This window comes from Chloroflexota bacterium, assembly GCA_016197225.1.
Lineage (GTDB): Bacteria > Chloroflexota > Anaerolineae > Anaerolineales > VGOW01 > VGOW01.
In genome coordinates this window covers 51334-69264 of sequence record JACPWC010000031.1, presented here as the reverse complement: position 1 = coordinate 69264, position 17931 = coordinate 51334, and the positions used below count along the sequence as shown (strand labels likewise).

Here is a 17931-nt window from a genome sequence, read left to right as displayed (position 1 = left end):
GACCTCCGTAAGACAATTGGCTTTATCGAGTTTCTGTAGCACGATGCTTATCAAGATGCTTATCAAGATGCTTCAAAATCAGTTTCGCACTAAGTGCATCTCCTTCCATTTTAGCAATTGCGTTTTTCTCGGCTGGTGGTGTTGCAATCTCAGGTTTTTGGCCCATGCTCGGATCGGGGCCTCTCCAGTGCATGCCAACAAGCCCATCATCACAGAAGACACCTGCCCCGCTGGAACCATTATCCGTGTTTGCATTCTGATAGATAAGATTTTCGTCGCCCTCTTTAAACTTGACCTGATTGTGGTGAAACAATGTTTCCCAGTGATATCTGATGTCCAATGGCATTCCATAAGTCAGAATTGTGCGGGGTATTTTAGCCAACAGATCCTCATGCAACACAGAAAAAATGTTGTGATCCGTACATGCCAGGATAGCAATGTCATGCTCCGCGTGTACATAGACGAAAGCTGCAACAAGGTCAATGTACTCAATCTCATCAGGCGGCCATCTGTATTTGATATTGATGAGTTTGTCTTTCGACGGAGACGCATCTGCCCCAAAAATCTTGTCAGTAATATGTTTGCAAGTGGCGACATACCATTTGCCGTCTCGGTGTATAAGGAGACCATTTCCTTCTTGATTATTGTCCTTATCATACACAGCAACCAACATTCGCTTTTGTTTTGCTTGAATATAGGCCTTTTGAGCATTTTCAGACGATGGAAATATCCTAAGAACCTCTGCCGTCTTTCCACTAGGCATCAGTTCAGAGTTCGTCCCGATTGGGCATTGATCAACGAGCCTCTTTGCAATATCGCCGAGTATCCCGTTATGCTCTTCATCATATTTAAGCAACTGGGCCTCTATACCAATGAAGTGGTATTCCGACGGCCAGCGCTTGAAAGCTTTGCACACTAAACGCAACAAATAGGGATGATATCCAGCCCATCTAAGAATCTCCTCCGCGATCTTGATCTTGGTGGCATCGTCGGGAGAAGTCTCATCTTTAGTTTTTACAAGCGTGCTAGCAACATTAGCAACACCCCTGGCCTCTGCTTCATCAAGCAAGCCAATCGATATTTGTCGGGTTTGCAGAACGCTTGGGTTGAGCTTTACCTCAAGGGGAGTCTCGATAATAATCCGCCATGTACCATCCTTAACCTTTTCTTTGAATAGCTTTGTTCCATTGATAAGATTAATAACATTGTTAAACGAGCTCTGATTACTAATTTCGAAAAGAAACACCAGTTTGTGCTCGCGAGCATTCATCAAAAATCGGTACCATGGAGAACCAGGATTATTGTAGTCGAACGCGCCCTCCCAATTCTTAGCAGCAAAGTCGCTACATAGGCTTTGGTATTCTTCAGAGCCCAAATTGTCACACCACCATTCTACAAGGTTCCTCTTCGCAATTTCAACAATGTCGACATCTTTCCCAGAAGGCTCTTCAAAGTAAAAGAACAACCACTTCTTAGCACATGTGAGTCCTATCTGGCCAGCGGTTCCGCTCTCTTGGTTGACTTTTGTCAGAGCATAACTGACAACAGATGACTTGCCAATATAAGGGCATCCGATTAAGTGAAAATGGGTCTTGTCGTTATCCTTTTTCAGCTTCTCCACAATAACATCAACTGGCGAACAGCGCGAACCATTTTTGTGTGCTCCGATAAATTCCCATTCGCAGTCGTTTAGCGTCCACATATTAGATTTCATCAGCCACCTCATTAGTATTGCCAGCGCCGGATTTTCGCGCCTCAATCTCAGACTCAAACGGCATCTTATATATGCTACGCGCGAACACATATAACCACCCCATCCGCCAAAATACACGCCTGGGCTTAGTAGAGTATTGCCTGTTTTCCGACTGTTCTCCATACCAAAATACGCCTAGTTGCCAAAGTCGCTCCAGTCGATCGGTAATTTTTCGGACGTATTCATGGCGAGTGTTGTCGGTGTGCGAAAAATGATCCGGGTACTGCAAGGCAAGCTTGTTCAATAAACCACCCTCTAGCCACAAACTCTGAGAATTAACCAATGAGAATTGAGAGCTATCTGCAATATCCTGCCGACTTAAGCCAGTAGTCCAACTATTCTGGTCGGTAAAATCGTCACCTGCAAGCACGGATAGTAGCCGTTGGTCAATGGGCGTAAGCACACCATCGTTACACCATGCTTGACCACACTCAAGGGCTACGTCTACCAGCACATCTTTGACACGATCGGTATATATTTTTTCGGGCGAGTCCTTCAAGGCACTGCAGAGTTCATCCAGCACCCCAAGACTGCCGCCGGAGAAGAGCCACATTGATTTCCGCGCCAATGTTGACATTTCCCGGGGCAAATATTTAGCTACCCACTGAAGACACTCTCCTTCGTTGCAAGGCCCAACGTATATTGACTCGAAAGACACGCGCTCGAGTGCGCCCGGCAGAGCGTTTCTAATGGGTCGATCCCAGGTGTCGTTGATGCCCTGCGCAATAACGACAATGCACCCTTCTCGCACTGCTCGCGACAAATACAAGATAAAAGCATCCTTGTTATTCTCGTCTTCTTCCTCCAACACCTCAGCATTGTCGATTAAAACTGCCCCTGGACCCTTAGCATCCCGTATTGAGCCCAGTAAGGATTTGATCTCTTCATCGCCACTGTGTTGACGACTGGTTTTTCGTCCCAAGCGGTGAATTCGTGCATCTTTGACTTCCTTTATCGCTTCCAGAATTCTTGTGCGCCCCGAAAACGGTGGGCCTTTCAGGAATACGACCCCACCTTCGCTAACCTTTTTGGCTACCGAATCATACTTATAGGGCTCGGGGACAGGATATTTTTCAGAAGGCACATCAATAGTTTTCTCAGGCGCGATCAAAGTCCGAGGAGTCGAGTCATAGTTGGTGACAAGTTGGCAGGTTGGATCCTGATCTGTTTCATACTTGTAAATGATCTTTCCAACCAGCATTCCCCCAGGTTTGATAGCACTCAACTTTATCTCTCGCTTTTCTTCGTTGCCACCAAACCTGAAAATGGGCGGTATTAGAGGGCCGTTGTCCCGAATCACCAAGTCGTTGGCCGCATATGTGTCATCCCTGTTTTCGATGAGCACTGATAACCTCAAGGAATAGGTTCCGTCAGAGGCGGAGATTCTTTCATCGCTATACGATATATCTAATGTGGATCTGGTCGAAATTGCCAATTCGAGTGGTTTGGTTATTTTTGCATCCTGACGTTTCTCAAGTCGCTTGAAGTAATCCAGGAGCGCGCTCGCCTCGGGTAGATTGTTAAGCGTGCTATTATTCTCTTTATCTTCCTCAAGAAGAGCGGCCCGGAGCGCGTCTACCGCCTCGACTTTGCTTGTGTTTTGCTCCAGACATTGATGAGCCTTTTCAACGAGAACCCTGAGACTAGAAGGGATAGCCGCTTTGTCAAGTTTGTTGTAGGTTTCGGCTATGAGTTGAATAGCCTTTTCCCGGACGTTGGCTTCTTTCTCCAAGTTAATCAGCAATTCGTATACTTTACGCAAGCTGTTCTGCTCTTCAGGTAGATTCGTGAGCCAGCCACTTGCCAAATAAACATTTTGGTATGCCTCCAAGCCGGGGTTGCGGTAAGCGGCGCTTACCATCTCTATGATTGACGAAATTGGATAGTGGTCATGTTTTGATAGATGTTCAAGAATCCCGATGTTGTTTCCCCACAGCAAAACCTCATCGTAAATCTCCTTGATAAGGTCTTGCGCAGATCCTTTTCTCTTAAAGCCAAGCATGCATCCTTGATTGTTTGCCCGACCTCAGCCGTTAGAGTCTCTTCGACCCGTTCGCTGACTTTCGCGGCAGACTCAATCAACCTATCTGTTTGATTTGATATTTCTTCAGGAGTTTTGGACTCTTGTAGCCCCTTTTGAATTTCGTCTTTGGCTTGCCGGTATTTTTCAAATTGTTTCCGCGCTTCGTCGTCAAATATGGCTTTGAGTCCTTCTAATTTGGTTCGCTCTATCTGTTCGCTTTCGTACTTCAGCCTATAATCCTCTGACTGGCTTCGTGCCCGTTGAAATTGCTTATACACACGCAAATGGTTTGACCCACGACCGTGTCCCCGGCAATCTCAAACCCCCGGATGGATGGCACGAGAAAAACGCCAACGGTCAAAGCACTTGACTCGGCCAGAACCGGCTCGCCGCCGCTACGGGCCGAAAGGGTCACGGTGTAAACGCCCTCTGCCAGCGCCCCGGTAAATTCCGCCGAGTAACGATCTGCAAAACGATCCATGACCAGAGCCGGAAAGAGTTGATTCTCAGGCCCTGCAATAGACAAGCTAAGTTCAAGAGACGATTTGCTGATTGACTGGTTAAGACGGAGCAATCGGCCGGTGAACGTTAGCGGTTGGCCGAGCGCTTGCGGTTCGGTTGGCCCTTCGAGGGTAAGCGTGGGCAGGCGGCGATCCACCCAAATGGTGGCAGCACCGCCAGTCGCACCCAGCTTCCATTCTCCGCCTTGTGGAGCGGTCAGGGCGAAAATCTCATGCTGATCGGTGCGACGTGTTGGAGGGATTTCAGTCTGATTAGGATCGATCAGGCGCAGTGAAACAGACGGACCGCTCTTGAAAACCGAGATCACCGCCTGTTCCAGGTAAGGCTCCAACTTGATTGTTTGCGAAGCGCCGGGCGCGGCTGTCTGCGCTTCGCCCGGGCGCAGGCCGAGGATGCCGGCGAACAAATCGCGGAAAGCGCCGACCAGGTCTGTATTCTGATCAATGACACGATAGCGGGCGGCGGAAATGGCCTGGATCCACAAATCTTCGACTTGAACAGTCTTGTCGTTGCGCAGAGCCACGACAAAAACCTGCGCCCCCGATTGTTGCAAAGAGTCGAGGCGCGGACTCATTTCAGTCGTAAAGTAAGCCCCTGCCTGAGTCACCGCTTCGCCTTCGGGCAGGCCGTCGGTGAAGAGGATCACCACCTTCTGCGAGTCTCCGGTGTCTTGCAGTTGATCAATGGCGAAATTGAGCGCCGGCGCAAACAGGGTGGACTCGCTGTCAGCACGCAGGCGAATGGCGTTCTGGGCGGCATCTCCTTGCAGGGGGCGCAGCGCAACCGCATCCGTCACGCTTTCACCGCCAAAGTTCGCCGCCGCAAAACGAACTGAAAGGCCCTGCACCCCGGCGACCTCCTGTATGAATTCCAGCAGGAAAACAGCAGCGTCCACGCGCAGGCCGGCCCGGTCGCTGTCGAGCATGCTAGTAGAGCTGTCAATTAACAGCACTAGGTCGAGTGAAGACGTTGAAGTTTCAGTTTGCGCACGCGCAACAGGAGACGAACCGGACAGACCAAGCGCGTGGGCCAGCAAGACCCACAGGCTGATGAGTCTAATGAGCATCCGGTTGCGCGGCGAGAGTTTCATGCATGTCCCTTTTAGTGTCAAAATGTCAGGCCGGTTTGACGACCTCTAAATCCCACTCCGGGGAACGATAAATGCCCCGATAACTATGAAGTTCCTCGCCGCCATTGGCCGTCCGCAAGCGATCGACCAATGGCTGGTAGACTTGTCTGTGTTCGTGGGGCGCTTGCTGGCTTTCGCGATTCAGTTTGTGCACCACTTCATGGACATCGTATTCAACGCGGCGAAACTCCACCGTGCCGGCCTCGGTATCCAGAATTACGAAAGCGGCCCGCGTATCGCCATCGCGGGGCTGGCCAACACTGCCGGGATTGATGGCATAGCATCCTTCGTTCAGCCGGATCGGTTGGCCGTACTTGATCGGCTGAAACACAACCGTCTGCCCATCTTCGCCGAGCCGGGCAAACACCGGGAAGTGGGTGTGCCCATGAAACAAGCACAAGATAGGCGCCGGCGATTGCATCCGCAACTGGCGCAAATCTTCGGCCAATAACGTCTGACGCCATGGATATAAATAAGTGATCCGCCGCGTTGCCGGAAACACCGAGGCATGCACAAACGCCATCGTGAGTACGGCGTGCGGCTCTATCACCAGCGAACGCGTTTCCTCGCCCAAGACATCTGGCTGATCTACTGCCGGCTGGCGATGCAGGGCCGCCCGCACGATCCGAAAAAACCACTCTCTGTCCTCCTCGTGACCGGGCTGTTGCAATAGATCAATCTGGCGGCGCAAGGTGGCTACGGCATCAGGGCGCAACTGTTCGCCGGGCGAAACCAGCCATCCATCATGGTTGCCCGGCACCCAGCGCTCGCCCAGATTAGTGTCGGGATCAAACGGGATGCCGCTTTCCCGTCTCAGCCAGCGGATACACTCCAGGGCTTCTTCCGCCGGGCCATAGCCGACCAGATCGCCCAGGAACCAGTAAGTTATTTCTTCATTCATAAGCTCGCGCCGCAATTGGCGTACCGCTTCTTCCACCGCCCGCAAGGCAGTACGGTTGGCGTGAACATCGCTGATGATGGCGTATCGCATTTCCCCCCCTTAACTCCCCGGCAGTGTATCGAGATAATCCTTCACTCTGGGCAGTTGATCGTTGAGCGGGTCCAGGTCAGCGCAAATTTGATAGAGCGTGCGCGCCACCTGGATATTGCCCAAAGGCGGCGTTGACGAGCGATTGGGGCTGAGAATACCGGGCCGTGGCGGATTTTTGAGGCCGGCCAATGCCTGATTCAACTTTTTGAACTCGTCGTTAAATTTTTTCTGCCGGTCGCCCGCCGCCTTCTTCAATTCCAGGATGCGTCTATTGATGTCATCGGCTTGCTCAATGTAGGCCTCCTTCGACACACTCTCGCGGGCCTCTTCAGCGCGCCGGCTCAACGGTTCGGCCTGCGGCGTCTCGCTTAGAACGCTCTCCAGCACGCGGTGGGCGCTCAGGGCGTCGTCACACTGTTTGAGCAGGTCTTTCAACTCGCTGTCTTGAACCAATTCGGCCAGTTCTTTCTTTAGCAGGGCTTTCTCGGCGCGGCGCAACTCATTAAAGTGTTTGTTTGTTTTGGCCGCCCACTCATTCCAGCGGATGAAATTCTTGTTTTGCTTGTCGGCCATGTCGCGATGCTCGCGCGGATGATTGGTTTCTTTAGTGGCCCACTCGTAGCGGTAGCCGATCAGGGTTTCGAGGCCGGCCCAGTCGGCCGACGCCGCCTTTTGCCATAGTTTTTCGAGGGCCTCGGCCTGCTCGATGACCTGCTCGAATTCCTCACGTTGAACGGCCAGCATCAGCGGCTCGATTCGCTCGGTGAGCGCGCGGGCAGTGGAAACCGCCTCGTCGTATTTCTTGCGCCGGGGTTCAACCAGGCGAAGCGCTTCCTGTTGAAGGCGGGCAATTGCCTCGACACTACGAAGCGGCGACTCGGCCTCGTCGAGCACCCAGCCGCCGCTGTTGTCCCGATCCAGCGGGAGCGGTATGTGTTGCGCTTCAGCCAGTTTCCGGTCAAAATCGTCGAGGTGGCTTTTGAGATTGCGCCAGGTCTCGCGCACTTTTTGCAGGCCGTCCAACGCCAGTTCCATTTGCGCTTTCAATTCGTCATCCAGGCCGAGCAGGCCGGCCACGCTGGTCAAGGCCGTAAGCGATTGGTGGCGCTTGTCGGCGTCTTCCAGGGCCTTGGCTAAAGGCCGGTTGCCGATTTTGAGGCCCTTCACTTCCTGGCAACGGCTCTCGATGCCGGTCTTCAGTCGCCGGCCCAACTGGCCCAGCGCCGTCTTGACCACCTCATGTTCCGGATCCAGGCTGTGGGCCAAGGCATATTTCTCTGCCGCTTCCAATAGCTTGTCGTCCAGGCCGCTCTTTTCGGCGGCCTGCGCCTCTCTCACCAATCGCTCGCGCAGGCCCTCGACCAGCTCGCGCTCTTTGGCGTCGAACAGATTGAGTTGTTCGTTGGAGTAGTTGCCTTTGCGCAGTTGATCAATGTGTGAGCGGCCCAGTTCGGGGTTGGTTTCGGCGAAGGCCTGCGCCGCTTTGGTGAGGTCCAGCCAGATCTTTTGCAGATCGGCGCCTCCTGCCTCAGGCAGATTTTCGCCAAAATAGCGGGTCGCGCGTTCGGCGGCGAGCCAGTCCTGGTTGCGCCAGCACAATTCCACCAGGAGCTGGATGAGCTGGGGGTCGGACCGGATGCTGAGCGAGTCTTCTGCGGCCCCTTCCAAATAGCGTTGGGCGTCTTTGGCGTCCGTTCGTTCACGGCGGTTCGTCTCGGCCCGAATGCGCCCGCGCTGGGCGGTTTGCAATTCGGCTACAACCTCCTTGGGGCGGGCGTGGAGAGTATCCAGCTTTTGCTTGCGGTTGTCTTCAACCGCCAGCCAGTCTCGCTCCGCCGCCGACATCAGGGTTTGATAGCGCAGGTCAAGCAATTCGAGATGTAAATCGCGCGCCAGGCGCATGTCTTCGGTTCGATACAGCAGGCCATGCGGATGCAGTTCGCCGGCCAATTTCAGGGCGCGGGTTAGTATCTCGTCATTCTCGCAACCCAGCGCAGCTTGCATCCCGGCCACGTAGGTCTTGCGCCACAGTTCCAGAGTGTCGCTCAACAATTGATCAGCCTCTTTATTCAGGGTTGACATACCCTTGGCAACCTGTTCAAGGCCGGCAACCATGTTGGCGAAGTCGCTCAGAGGGCGGACTTTATCCGGCAGGCGCATCGCTTCGCGAGCCTGCGAGAGCGCGAGCAGTTTCTCGTAGTCGGCGCTGGCCTGTTTGAGAATTTTGCGCGCCTGGCGGTCGTTGGCTTCCAGCGGTTCGAGGCGTTTTAGCGCTTGCTCGGCCTGATCGCGCGTCGCCTGAACGATTTCATCCGCGCCATGTTCGACAAACCCGCGAGCGGCGGTTTGGTAGTGACTTAAGGCCTTGCCCCATTCGCGCTGGTCTTCGGCGGCCCGCCCCGCCTCCATTTGCAACACTGCCTGAATGCGCCCGACCAGGCGGGTTGCCTCATCCTTTTGGCTGGACGCGCCCTGCGCCACCCGTTGAAGCGCGGTTTCAGCCGACTGCCATTGCTGAAGCCGGTAATGGCGGTTGCCCTCTTCCCAGTTGGCCTGATCACCGCGTTTAGTGGCCAGGCGGGCCTGAGTTTCGAGCGCGCGCTTATGCTCGAGGGCCGTCTTTGGCAGGATCGCAAGCAAGTTGGCGGTGTACTCTAAATCTTCTGGCGTGCCCTGGGCAATGCGCCGGTCGGCTTCAGCCAGCGTCTCTTGCATGGTGTTGTAAGCCCGCTGGTTGTTGGTAATGTCTCGGGCCGCCTGTTCGAGCGCGCCCAGAGTTTGCTCAAGTTGCGAGCCGGGCGGCGGCCAGGGAGATTCAATGAATGCCTTGCTGGCGACGGGCTTCCGCAACGCCATCTCGCGTTTGGCGCTGATCAGGTTGAGGGCCTCCTCAAACGACTCCGCCTCGGCCTTCAGCCGCGCTTCGAGGATGGCCGAAGCCACCTCACTGCTCACCCGGCTGGCCAGCACCGAGCGGGCAGTGTCTTCAGCCTCCCTCAGGCCGGGGTAATTGGGAAACAATTCAGCGGCGGCCGCGAGAAGGTTTAGCCGCTCGGTCATATCGTCAGATTGTTGAGCGGACACCAGTTTTTGCCCAGCCTGGTCGTAGCGGTTTTGGGCGGTTTCAACCAGACCAAGTTCGTGTTCGATTGTTTCCCGCGACGGTTGCAGGGCATTAGCGTGATCCTGAGTGAGCGCGCCTTTAGCATTCAGCAATTCCAACGCGTTTTCCAGCGTCCGGCGCGCCAGGGTCGGGTTGTTCTCGCGTTCGCTTCGCGCCTGACGCGTGCGTTCATCGGCCTTGGTCCGCAACGAGTCGAGGAGCAATTCAGATACTTTCTCAAAGAAAAACAAGGTCTCGATGAGGCCGCCGCCAAAAGCTCCACTTTCGTCGTAGATTTGTTTTGTGCCACGTTCGACATACTGGCGGGCGTTGAGGTAAGCGCCGAGATAATCCTCTTGCACCACCCGCGTACTGGCGACTCCCAATAATTTTCGCACCTGTCGTTGCTGTTCCAACAGGGTTCGCTTAAACTGTGAGCGTTGTTGCTGAAGCTCGTCAGTCAACAAGGAGTCATCAATTTGTTGCCCGCTTACCTCGCCGAGCATGGTGTTTATGGCGGACAAATCCTCGCTCTTGACTGCCCGGTCCAGTTCCTTTTCCCAATCGCGCAAGGCTCTGCCGACTTCGCGCTGGGCGCGCCGTTGGCTCAAGGCATAGAGTTCCGTTTCGGCGCGGGCCGAACCGGGATTGACATCGCTGACTTTTTCCCAGGCGGCCTGTTGCCGGTCAAAGTTTTCGTGATAACGTTTGGACACCTGCTCGGCTTCGGCAATGAGCCGGTTTTCGAGATTCTTCAATTCGGTTTCGGCCTGCGTCAGCTTGCGCTCCAGTTCGGTTAGCAACCCTGCGCGCGCGCGCAGGCTGAGGGACTTCAACCGTTTGGCGGCTTCGTAATACTGTTCGTTGCCCAACAAGGCCAACGCCTGGTCGTACTCGGGCCGCAGAGCGTCGTCCGGGTCGGGGCCGGGGGGCGTTTCGGGTTTTGTCGGTTGATCCGCTTCAGGAAGAGCATCGGGTGTTGGTAGGCCAAGTTCCGGGCCTGCGGGCGGCCAGATGCCCCAGGCGGCGAGTTGGTCGGCAAAGGGCAGAGGCCCATTTTGCTCGCTGGCCGCCCAGCCCTTGACGGCCTGGCGCACCCGCCGCAACTCCCCGCGATGCTCTTCCGAAGAGGCGTTGTCCAACTGGTTACGAAAGCCGTTCTCGATGAGGTCCAGGTCGGATTTGGAGAGGAGTAGTTGGTTTGGAGGAGGCACATCGCTTGTGCCGTCCACTTCCACACCCAGCTCGCGCAAGCGGGCGGCCTGAGGCGGCTCGCCATCCCCGTCCCAACGCTTGACTTCGGACCTGATGCTGTCAAGCTCGTCAAAGGTCCGGTCGTCGTCCGCCGGGACAACTTTGATTCGGGTTTGGATGGCTCGAAGCAGGACTTCGCGTTTGTTAGTTGCCATAGGTGCCACCTTACGGGTTCAAGGTAGGAATGTTCTCTGTTGATAGATTTTGTTTGTTGCCCATAACAAGTAGTGCATTAACTGGTTTTATCCAAACATACTCACGCTTACCATCACGCATGATTTTGACGTATTCAATATTGTTTATGTTTGTTTTTCCGATTACTCCGAATATTGTCGTTCGTGGCTCATACGGATAATTCGGTATTTTAGTAGAATCAATATTAGATGGTTCACGAGAGCTATAAAAACCCGCATCTTCAACTACAACCACGAGTCTATCTTCAGAAAAAGACACAATAGCCAAAGCTAAGGGCAATTGGGCTATTACTTCTCCATTATTAGTAACCTGAAGCCAAAGTGTGTAGTCCCCAATCAGAATTGGCTTCTCGGTTTGGTCAGGCACCCAGAAATACTGGCCAGATGGCGTCGAAGTGCCGTTTTCACCGGAGATCTCTTGCTGAAACTCACCTTTCAACTCGAAAGGCACGTCGCTAATCCCCCCAGAATCGCTTACCCAATACTTGCCTTCTGCATTTTCTAGCAAGAGACGTAGTTGTCCGTCTATGGCACCGGAGACCAGCAGAGCGCCCGAAGAATCATCCTTGGTGAGTTGAATCCCAGTAAAGGTTGGAGCGCTGATCTGCACCGGCGGCAAATCGTAGTAAGGGGCGAGCGGTAGATATAGGCGGCCAGGAACGAATTCCGCTCGTAGATTGAGGACCTGAGGGGCAGGCGGCGGAGTACCTAATGGGGTCAAGGTCGGCGGCGCCGTCGTGGGAAGCGCCTGCAGTTGAGCGATTTGTGTGCCTATGCTGTTCACAGCGGCAGACATAGTAGCAATGGCCTCGCTCTGAGGGGCTAGTCCGGTTGTAGTTGCAATTGTTGCAGTGGGTTGGCTGAGCGCGGCCAGGTTACGTGTCTGTTGTATGCTTAGAAACGACAATACTGCCAGCCCCAGCAAGATCACTGCCGCCAAACCTAGGAGGATCCTTTGTAGCCAGGTGGACTCCGAGACCTTCTGAGTCAGAGATCCTATTTCGCGCTTCACGATAGGGTCTGGGACTACCTCTATCTGTTGTGGTTGCTCACGAATCTCCCTTAGGGTTTGCAAGTCCTGGGCAACATGGTCGAGCTTGAGATTAATATCGCGCTCTGCCTTCGCGCGATCAGTCTGGTAATTCAGTGCCTGCAATTCAACAGCCAATCCCTGATATTGGCTGTTCTTATTATCAAGTTCTCTATGCAGGGTCTGCAACTCAGTTGTCAACCGCAAGTGCTCCTTTTCCTTTTCCTTGATCAGGCGTTCAAGGGAGTCCCGGCGGGCTGCATCTGACTGCAGGTCTTCCAATGTGTCGAATAGCAGTTTGGCCTGATTCAGGTTTTTCTCGGCCAGCGCGTTTTGGTAGCGAGTGACCAGCCTGTCGAGCAGAGACTTGTAACGCTCACGAGCGGCCCGAGTTTGTCTCCCTCGGGCATTTGGGTCGCGGACGCTGGCGGGCAAACGCCCTTGCTGAGCGCGAAGAGCACCCCACTCATCCTGTTTTTCTGCTTGCTCCATCAAGTCAAGCACAGGCCCGGCGAACTCGGCGTCCGCATGATCGCGCAATCGTCTACGCGCCTCAGTCAAGCTCTCTTTTAGTTCGCTTTCCAGGCCATTGCCAAAACGCAAACATATTTCCAACATCGCCGCCGCGCGCTTCAGCAATTTCGGAGAATCATTTTCAGCCAGGCGAGGCCTAACCATATCAAGGCAAGACTGAAGCAATAAGTTGTTAACTGGATCCTGCTCTAACGCCTGCTCTAATTGTGTAAGGGCATCAACTTGATTCTTCATCTTCTTGAACCTCGTCAATCAATACCGTTCAGGTAGTTCTCTAAAGCCTCTACTAACGATTTGCGATCTGACAATCGCGCCCGACGATCCCGTATCTTGCGGTCTAATTCAGCAATATGGTCAGGCAATTTCGCCCAATCACGTTCTTCCTTCAGCAAATCCCAGTAAGGGATATATGCGCCTTGTGCTTCTACTTCGCGCCAATCATCGAGGGCGGCTTGCCAGTCCTCCACGCGCTGGCTTGACTCTTTGACTGCGGCAGTCTGCGCCTTTAGCACAGCGTTCGTTTCAGCCCGCAATGTCTGAATAGAGGCAGAATTGCCTGCCAGGCCGGTTGAGTGCAGGGCTTCTAAAACGTCCCGAGCCTCGTCCCAGCGTTCGCCTTTCATAGCGGCAATCACGCTCTCCAGTCCCGGGCGGATGGGTTCGAATTGTTGACCCATCTCTGCTCCAGCCCGCGCCAACATCAGCCATCGCCACAAATGGATATGCCCGCGTGCTTTTGCTTCCGGCTCCCAACTATTGGCCGCTTCAGCATATTGTTGAACGTTGTAGTGGCGGCGGCCCACCACCCAGGTGGCCGTTTCGCCTTCCAAAATCTTTTGCAACCGGGCTTGGTAACGATTCAGCGTTTCCCGATCCCAAACATCGTGGCGGGCCAGGGCGTCCAGCAACCGTTCGGCTTCATCGAGCGCCAGCCACTTTGCCTTCTCCAGCGCCTGCGTCGGGTCAGGCGATAGATCGCGCTTCCATTCAACTTCCGCTTCCTGCAACAAGCGTTTAAATCTCTCGGGATATTCGTGGAATAGATCATCTGACCACTCTCCTAATAAACCGTGCTGTTCTTTTACAGCCAGCAAAAAGTCCTTGGCCGAAGCATATCGTCGGGCCGGGTTAGGATGCAAGGCCTGGGTCAGGAGTTGGCGTGTCCCGGCAGAAAGTGCGCTCCACCGGTCCCCGGCCCGTTTTTCCAGTGCGCGGGCGGTTGTGCCCTGGTCGCGGGCAAGTTTCCCAGTCAGATACCGATATATGTATGAGGCAAACCGGGCGAGGTCCTGGCGGCGCAAAGCAATAAACTCGGCATCGTCCGGGTCACGGTACCCGGCGCTAACGTGATTCCAGTCCATCACCTTCAACTGGCGTCTTTCGCGATTCCAGCAGAAGTTTTTGAATTGCATGTCGGTGTAAGTGCGGCGAAGCCCGGTGTGCAAACGGTCCAGGACCTCCAGCGCCTGCTCAGCCAGTTCCAGCCCTTCGAGTTCTGGCAAGACCCCGTTATCTTCCAGTTCATCCAGTGAAGGGAATTCCTTGCCATCCACCAACTCCAACACCATAAAGTTTGGCAGGGAACCTTTCTGTTGGTCTAACTTGAGCGGCACGGCTTTGGTTCCTTCCAGCCTGAGGCTACCCAAAATCAGGCCTTCTTCCGAGAAATTCCGCACCGAGATTTCGCTTGCATCCAACCGGAGCACTTTGAGGGCCGCCTTTTCGCTCGTCACTTTATTGCGAGCCAAATACACAACCGCCGTCACCCCTTCGCCTAAATAGTGCTCGACGACATAGGCGCCGTTCTCACCCTGAAGTTCAGCGCCGGGCTGTAAATGGACAGAGGAATTTTGGGTCAGATCAGTCATTTCAATCTCCGGTGAAATTATTCTCTGGCGGCGTTGCGCAAATGCCTTATGCTGAAAATTGACGCAAGCAAAACTTGCCTGCTCTGTTAACTGGTTTCCTTTGCTTTCAAAGCGCGCAAGAACATGCCAATTTCTTGCTCAACGGCCTGTTGGCTATTGACCAAAGGTTCGATCAGGATACGAGACATCTGATTGAGATGCACAGTGCGCTGGCGGGCCATGTCGCGGCGTTTGGCTTCCATAACCTGTTTCGCGCGGCGGCGCAGGGCGGAGTCGGCGCGCCAGAGGTGCGGCGGCTGTAGGTTGTAAATGGCTTCCAGAGCCAGCGCCAATGTGCCGGCGTCATCTACCACGTGTTTGGCATCAGGCTGACTTTCAACGAAGACCAACCCTTTCTCTGTCTGCTCGAAAACTTGATAGAGCAGGCCCAGCCCCAGCAGTTCAATGAGATCGGCGTCCATGGCGAACCAACGCAACAGGTTTGGACCGGGCCGCCCAACTCCTCCCGTGACCGCGGCTATTCGCTGTTCCGGCGGCCATACATACTGTTGCGCGGGTATCATCTGGCCCAGCCAGGCCGAATCGCTGTAGAGTTCGACCTTATCTAAAGGTATCCAGCCCTCAAGCCGGAGCAAGGTCACGGCATCCGGGTCGGCATCGGCATGGCTGGCTAAGAGCAAATTATTGATCTGCGCTTCAGTTTGCATCGTTTGTTGCAGGCGGGTTGCGGCCGGCGATTCAGGCGCCACCAGCAGGTCCAACTTTGCCGTTACCCAGTCACTGCCCACCGCATCGTTATACTGTAAGCGCGGCCTGGCCTTTTCGATCCATCGAGCCAGATCGCGGTTCTGAGCAAATTCAAGCGCGGGGCGGCGGCTATGGACGTGTACCAGGGCCTCGGTCAGTGGCATCAGGGAGTCCAATATTTGCCTGACGTTACGTTGCATGGCATACTCATTCAATGCCGGAGCCATATCTTCTTGCCAGATAAATGCGCCGGGCGGGATGAGAAAGCGCACCTGGCCATCATGCACGTCCCAGCCGAACCGGGCCGCCAGGCGCAATAGCGGGCTGGTCGTCTCACCGGCCTGCTCATCCCACGCGCGGATGTTGCGGCGATAAGTGCGCCATTCCAGATCGTCATCTATCACCCAATCGCGGGCCGTTTGCCGGCGCAAGCGTTCCAGGTCGTTCTGTGCCGCCTCCAAATTCTGCGCACAAACCGGGTACAGTGTGTTCCGCAAAAAAACATCCCATTCACCAATCTCGTCGAGCAGTTTTTTGATACCGTTGCGAGTGGACAGCGGCACGCTACTATCCAAACGTTTGAGAAGTTGTTCCAACCATTTTGCGGCCTGCGCCAAGCCCTTGCGGCGGCGGCTGAAATCATTTCCGCTCTTCTGCCAACTGCCGTTTAGCAACTCGCTCACGCGCTGGCCTACTCTCTCGGCAAACGCCGGTTCGCCAAACCGGTGGCGATGAATCTTGAGCAGGGCCTCAATTTCGTCAAGCAATTGCTTGCCCGTAAGCTTCTCCAGTTCCACATCCTCTTCCAGTTGCCGATACTTGCCGGTGGGCAAATCGCATTGCTCCACCGGCAACAGGCCAATGCCCAATTCAAACAGCGAGTCACGCACCATGCGCGCCGCCAGGGCCCGGGTGAGTGCGCCCGACGGGATACGCAGGGCGCAACTGCCCAGCGCGCAAACAAAACCCTGCCCCTCCTTCATAATCCGGGCAGTCGTATCACTCCGTCGGCGGTTCAAAGTATCCATCAACAATTGATGTGCGGTCGGGATTAGCAGAGCCAGAGCGCCATCAGCCATTGCCGCCAGCACATCGCCCTCGGGCGTGGTCCGATCGCGCATCTCAAACAGGAACAGCGTTTCGACGAGCGCCTGCTCACGAGTCTGACGAAGTTGGCTTTGAGGATGATTGGGCGGCACGTAGTTGAACTCCACCCGCTCATTGCGCTGGAAACGCTCCAGTTCACTCAAAGTCGCCAGCATGCGTTCGCGTTGTTCGTCGGGGCGCAAAGGGCGATTGCGTTCTGACAGACGCCCCGGCCAGTCACGGGTAAACGCCGCGGCCAGCCACAACTGCACCGGCACATACCGGGTTGCCGCCAATTGAATCAGATGAATAAGATCAACCAGCATGCCACTGCCCGCGTCATCGAACGCGGCGCTAAATACCCGCGTAGTCGGCGACGGCAGTCCTTGAAACACTCTTTCCAATGCGCCCCACAACTTGGATCCACTCCGGCCATCGCGCAGGTCATGGAAAAGGGCCAGACGGCCTCGCGCCCGGCCAAAATCCGGCGCGGCGCGGCGGTACCATTCCCAATGAACGGGCCAGTCAGAGTCATTCAAACTTTGCTCAACTTTCTGGAAGTCAGGAGTCAGAGCTACAAATTGGCCCACTCCCAATCCGCGCGGCGGCTCCAGTTTTTCACCCGGTATCTGAATATCAATCTGCAGCAAGCGGACATTGGACGGCCATTGAACGCCGAAGCGGGCATTGAGCGCTTCGGCAATCTGGCTCAACACTTCGCGCCCGGCTGAGCCAATGCCAATTAAAACAGTATCCTGCAATTGAGCAGAGTCGCTAGTAAGAGATTCAAGTTCCAAGCGATTGTTAGTGGTCAAGTTTTTAATCCAGGACACGATAGTCTCCGGAAAAAGTAACGGGGGTGGCGGTGGATGGGGCATCAGTGGCGATTCAGGCGGGCCAGGAACGGGTGGTTGTCGCCGTCCGTGCCACCACCGATACAACAAGTAAGCCAATAAAATCAGTAAAGCGACTACTAGCAAGATGATGATAGCCCACAGAATCCACTGTCCAGCCACGCTCAGGCCAGCCAAATTCATCCCGAAAGCCTCGAAAAATGAAACGACCTGCGGCCAACCAGGCGGGCCGGACAACGTTGGCGGCGACGATGTCGAAGGCGGTAGCCCGGTCGGCCCGGTAGAGTCAAAAGGCGCAGGTGTCGCTGAAAGCGCCGGAGGCGGGCGAGTAGCTTGTGAAAACGAGGGAGTGATAGAAGGAGTAACGGTCGGCTGAGCCTGCCTCATCATAAACAGGGTCAGGTGGTCGATTTCCGCGATTAGCAAGTTCGGCGCGACTCGGGTTGAAGGAATTAAGATCCAGGTTTGTAGGGACTCATCCCAGAAAAACAAGTCAATTGGCGAGCCGGCCTGCACTCGCGGATCATTGTCCGGTAAACTGACATACAACACACATGGCTCATTAAAGTGTGTAACGGGCAAGTCATTGCCTAGATTGGCTTGGATAGTAAACGCTTCTCCGATCGGTTCATGGCCAGGGTGCGGCGGAGGGTTGGCTTCGGGGCGAATATCTATCCAGGTCGGTTCAGTAGCGGCGGACGGCGGACATTCAAGACTCACTTCCTCGGGCACGTGGGCTGTCACCCTACCGCCCCATTCGGGATAAATGTCCGGCAAAGGGGTAGGCGTAATCGTTGGCGTGGATGTTGGAGAAGGCGTCAGAGGCGCAGGAGTGGAGGCAAT

8 protein-coding genes are annotated in these 17931 nt (G+C 54.7%); all 8 read right to left on the bottom strand.

What is annotated here, in order from left to right; all coding sequences use genetic code 11:
- Positions 1-22 precede the first annotated feature (22 nt).
- Positions 23-1714 (bottom strand): trypsin-like peptidase domain-containing protein, encoded by a 1692-nt coding sequence (locus HYZ49_05840; GenBank protein MBI3241799.1) that lies wholly within the window; start codon positions 1712-1714, stop codon positions 23-25.
- Complete coding sequence (locus tag HYZ49_05835; GenBank protein ID MBI3241798.1) at positions 1704-3755, bottom strand: hypothetical protein; 2052 nt, start codon at positions 3753-3755, stop codon at positions 1704-1706. Before HYZ49_05835 ends, HYZ49_05840 begins: the two co-directional genes overlap by 11 nt.
- Positions 3756-4002: 247 nt before the next feature.
- Complete coding sequence (locus HYZ49_05830; protein ID MBI3241797.1) at positions 4003-5388, bottom strand: VWA domain-containing protein; 1386 nt, start codon at positions 5386-5388, stop codon at positions 4003-4005.
- Between the two features lie 25 nt (positions 5389-5413).
- Positions 5414-6418, bottom strand: coding sequence for a metallophosphoesterase family protein (locus HYZ49_05825; GenBank protein ID MBI3241796.1), 1005 nt, complete (start codon positions 6416-6418; stop codon positions 5414-5416).
- 9 nt (positions 6419-6427) lie between these two features.
- Entirely contained in the window at positions 6428-10930 is a 4503-nt protein-coding gene (locus tag HYZ49_05820; GenBank protein ID MBI3241795.1) for a hypothetical protein, read from the bottom strand.
- Positions 10931-10940: 10 nt separating this feature from the next.
- On the bottom strand, positions 10941-12767 hold the full coding sequence (locus tag HYZ49_05815) for a hypothetical protein (GenBank protein MBI3241794.1): 1827 nt from the start codon (positions 12765-12767) through the stop codon (positions 10941-10943).
- Positions 12768-12781: 14 nt separating this feature from the next.
- Positions 12782-14401, bottom strand: a complete 1620-nt coding sequence (locus tag HYZ49_05810; GenBank protein ID MBI3241793.1) for a hypothetical protein — start codon at positions 14399-14401, stop codon at positions 12782-12784.
- A gap of 86 nt (positions 14402-14487) precedes the next feature.
- Positions 14488-17049, bottom strand: a complete 2562-nt coding sequence (locus HYZ49_05805) for a hypothetical protein (GenBank protein MBI3241792.1) — start codon at positions 17047-17049, stop codon at positions 14488-14490.
- Positions 17050-17931: the final 882 nt, after the last annotated feature.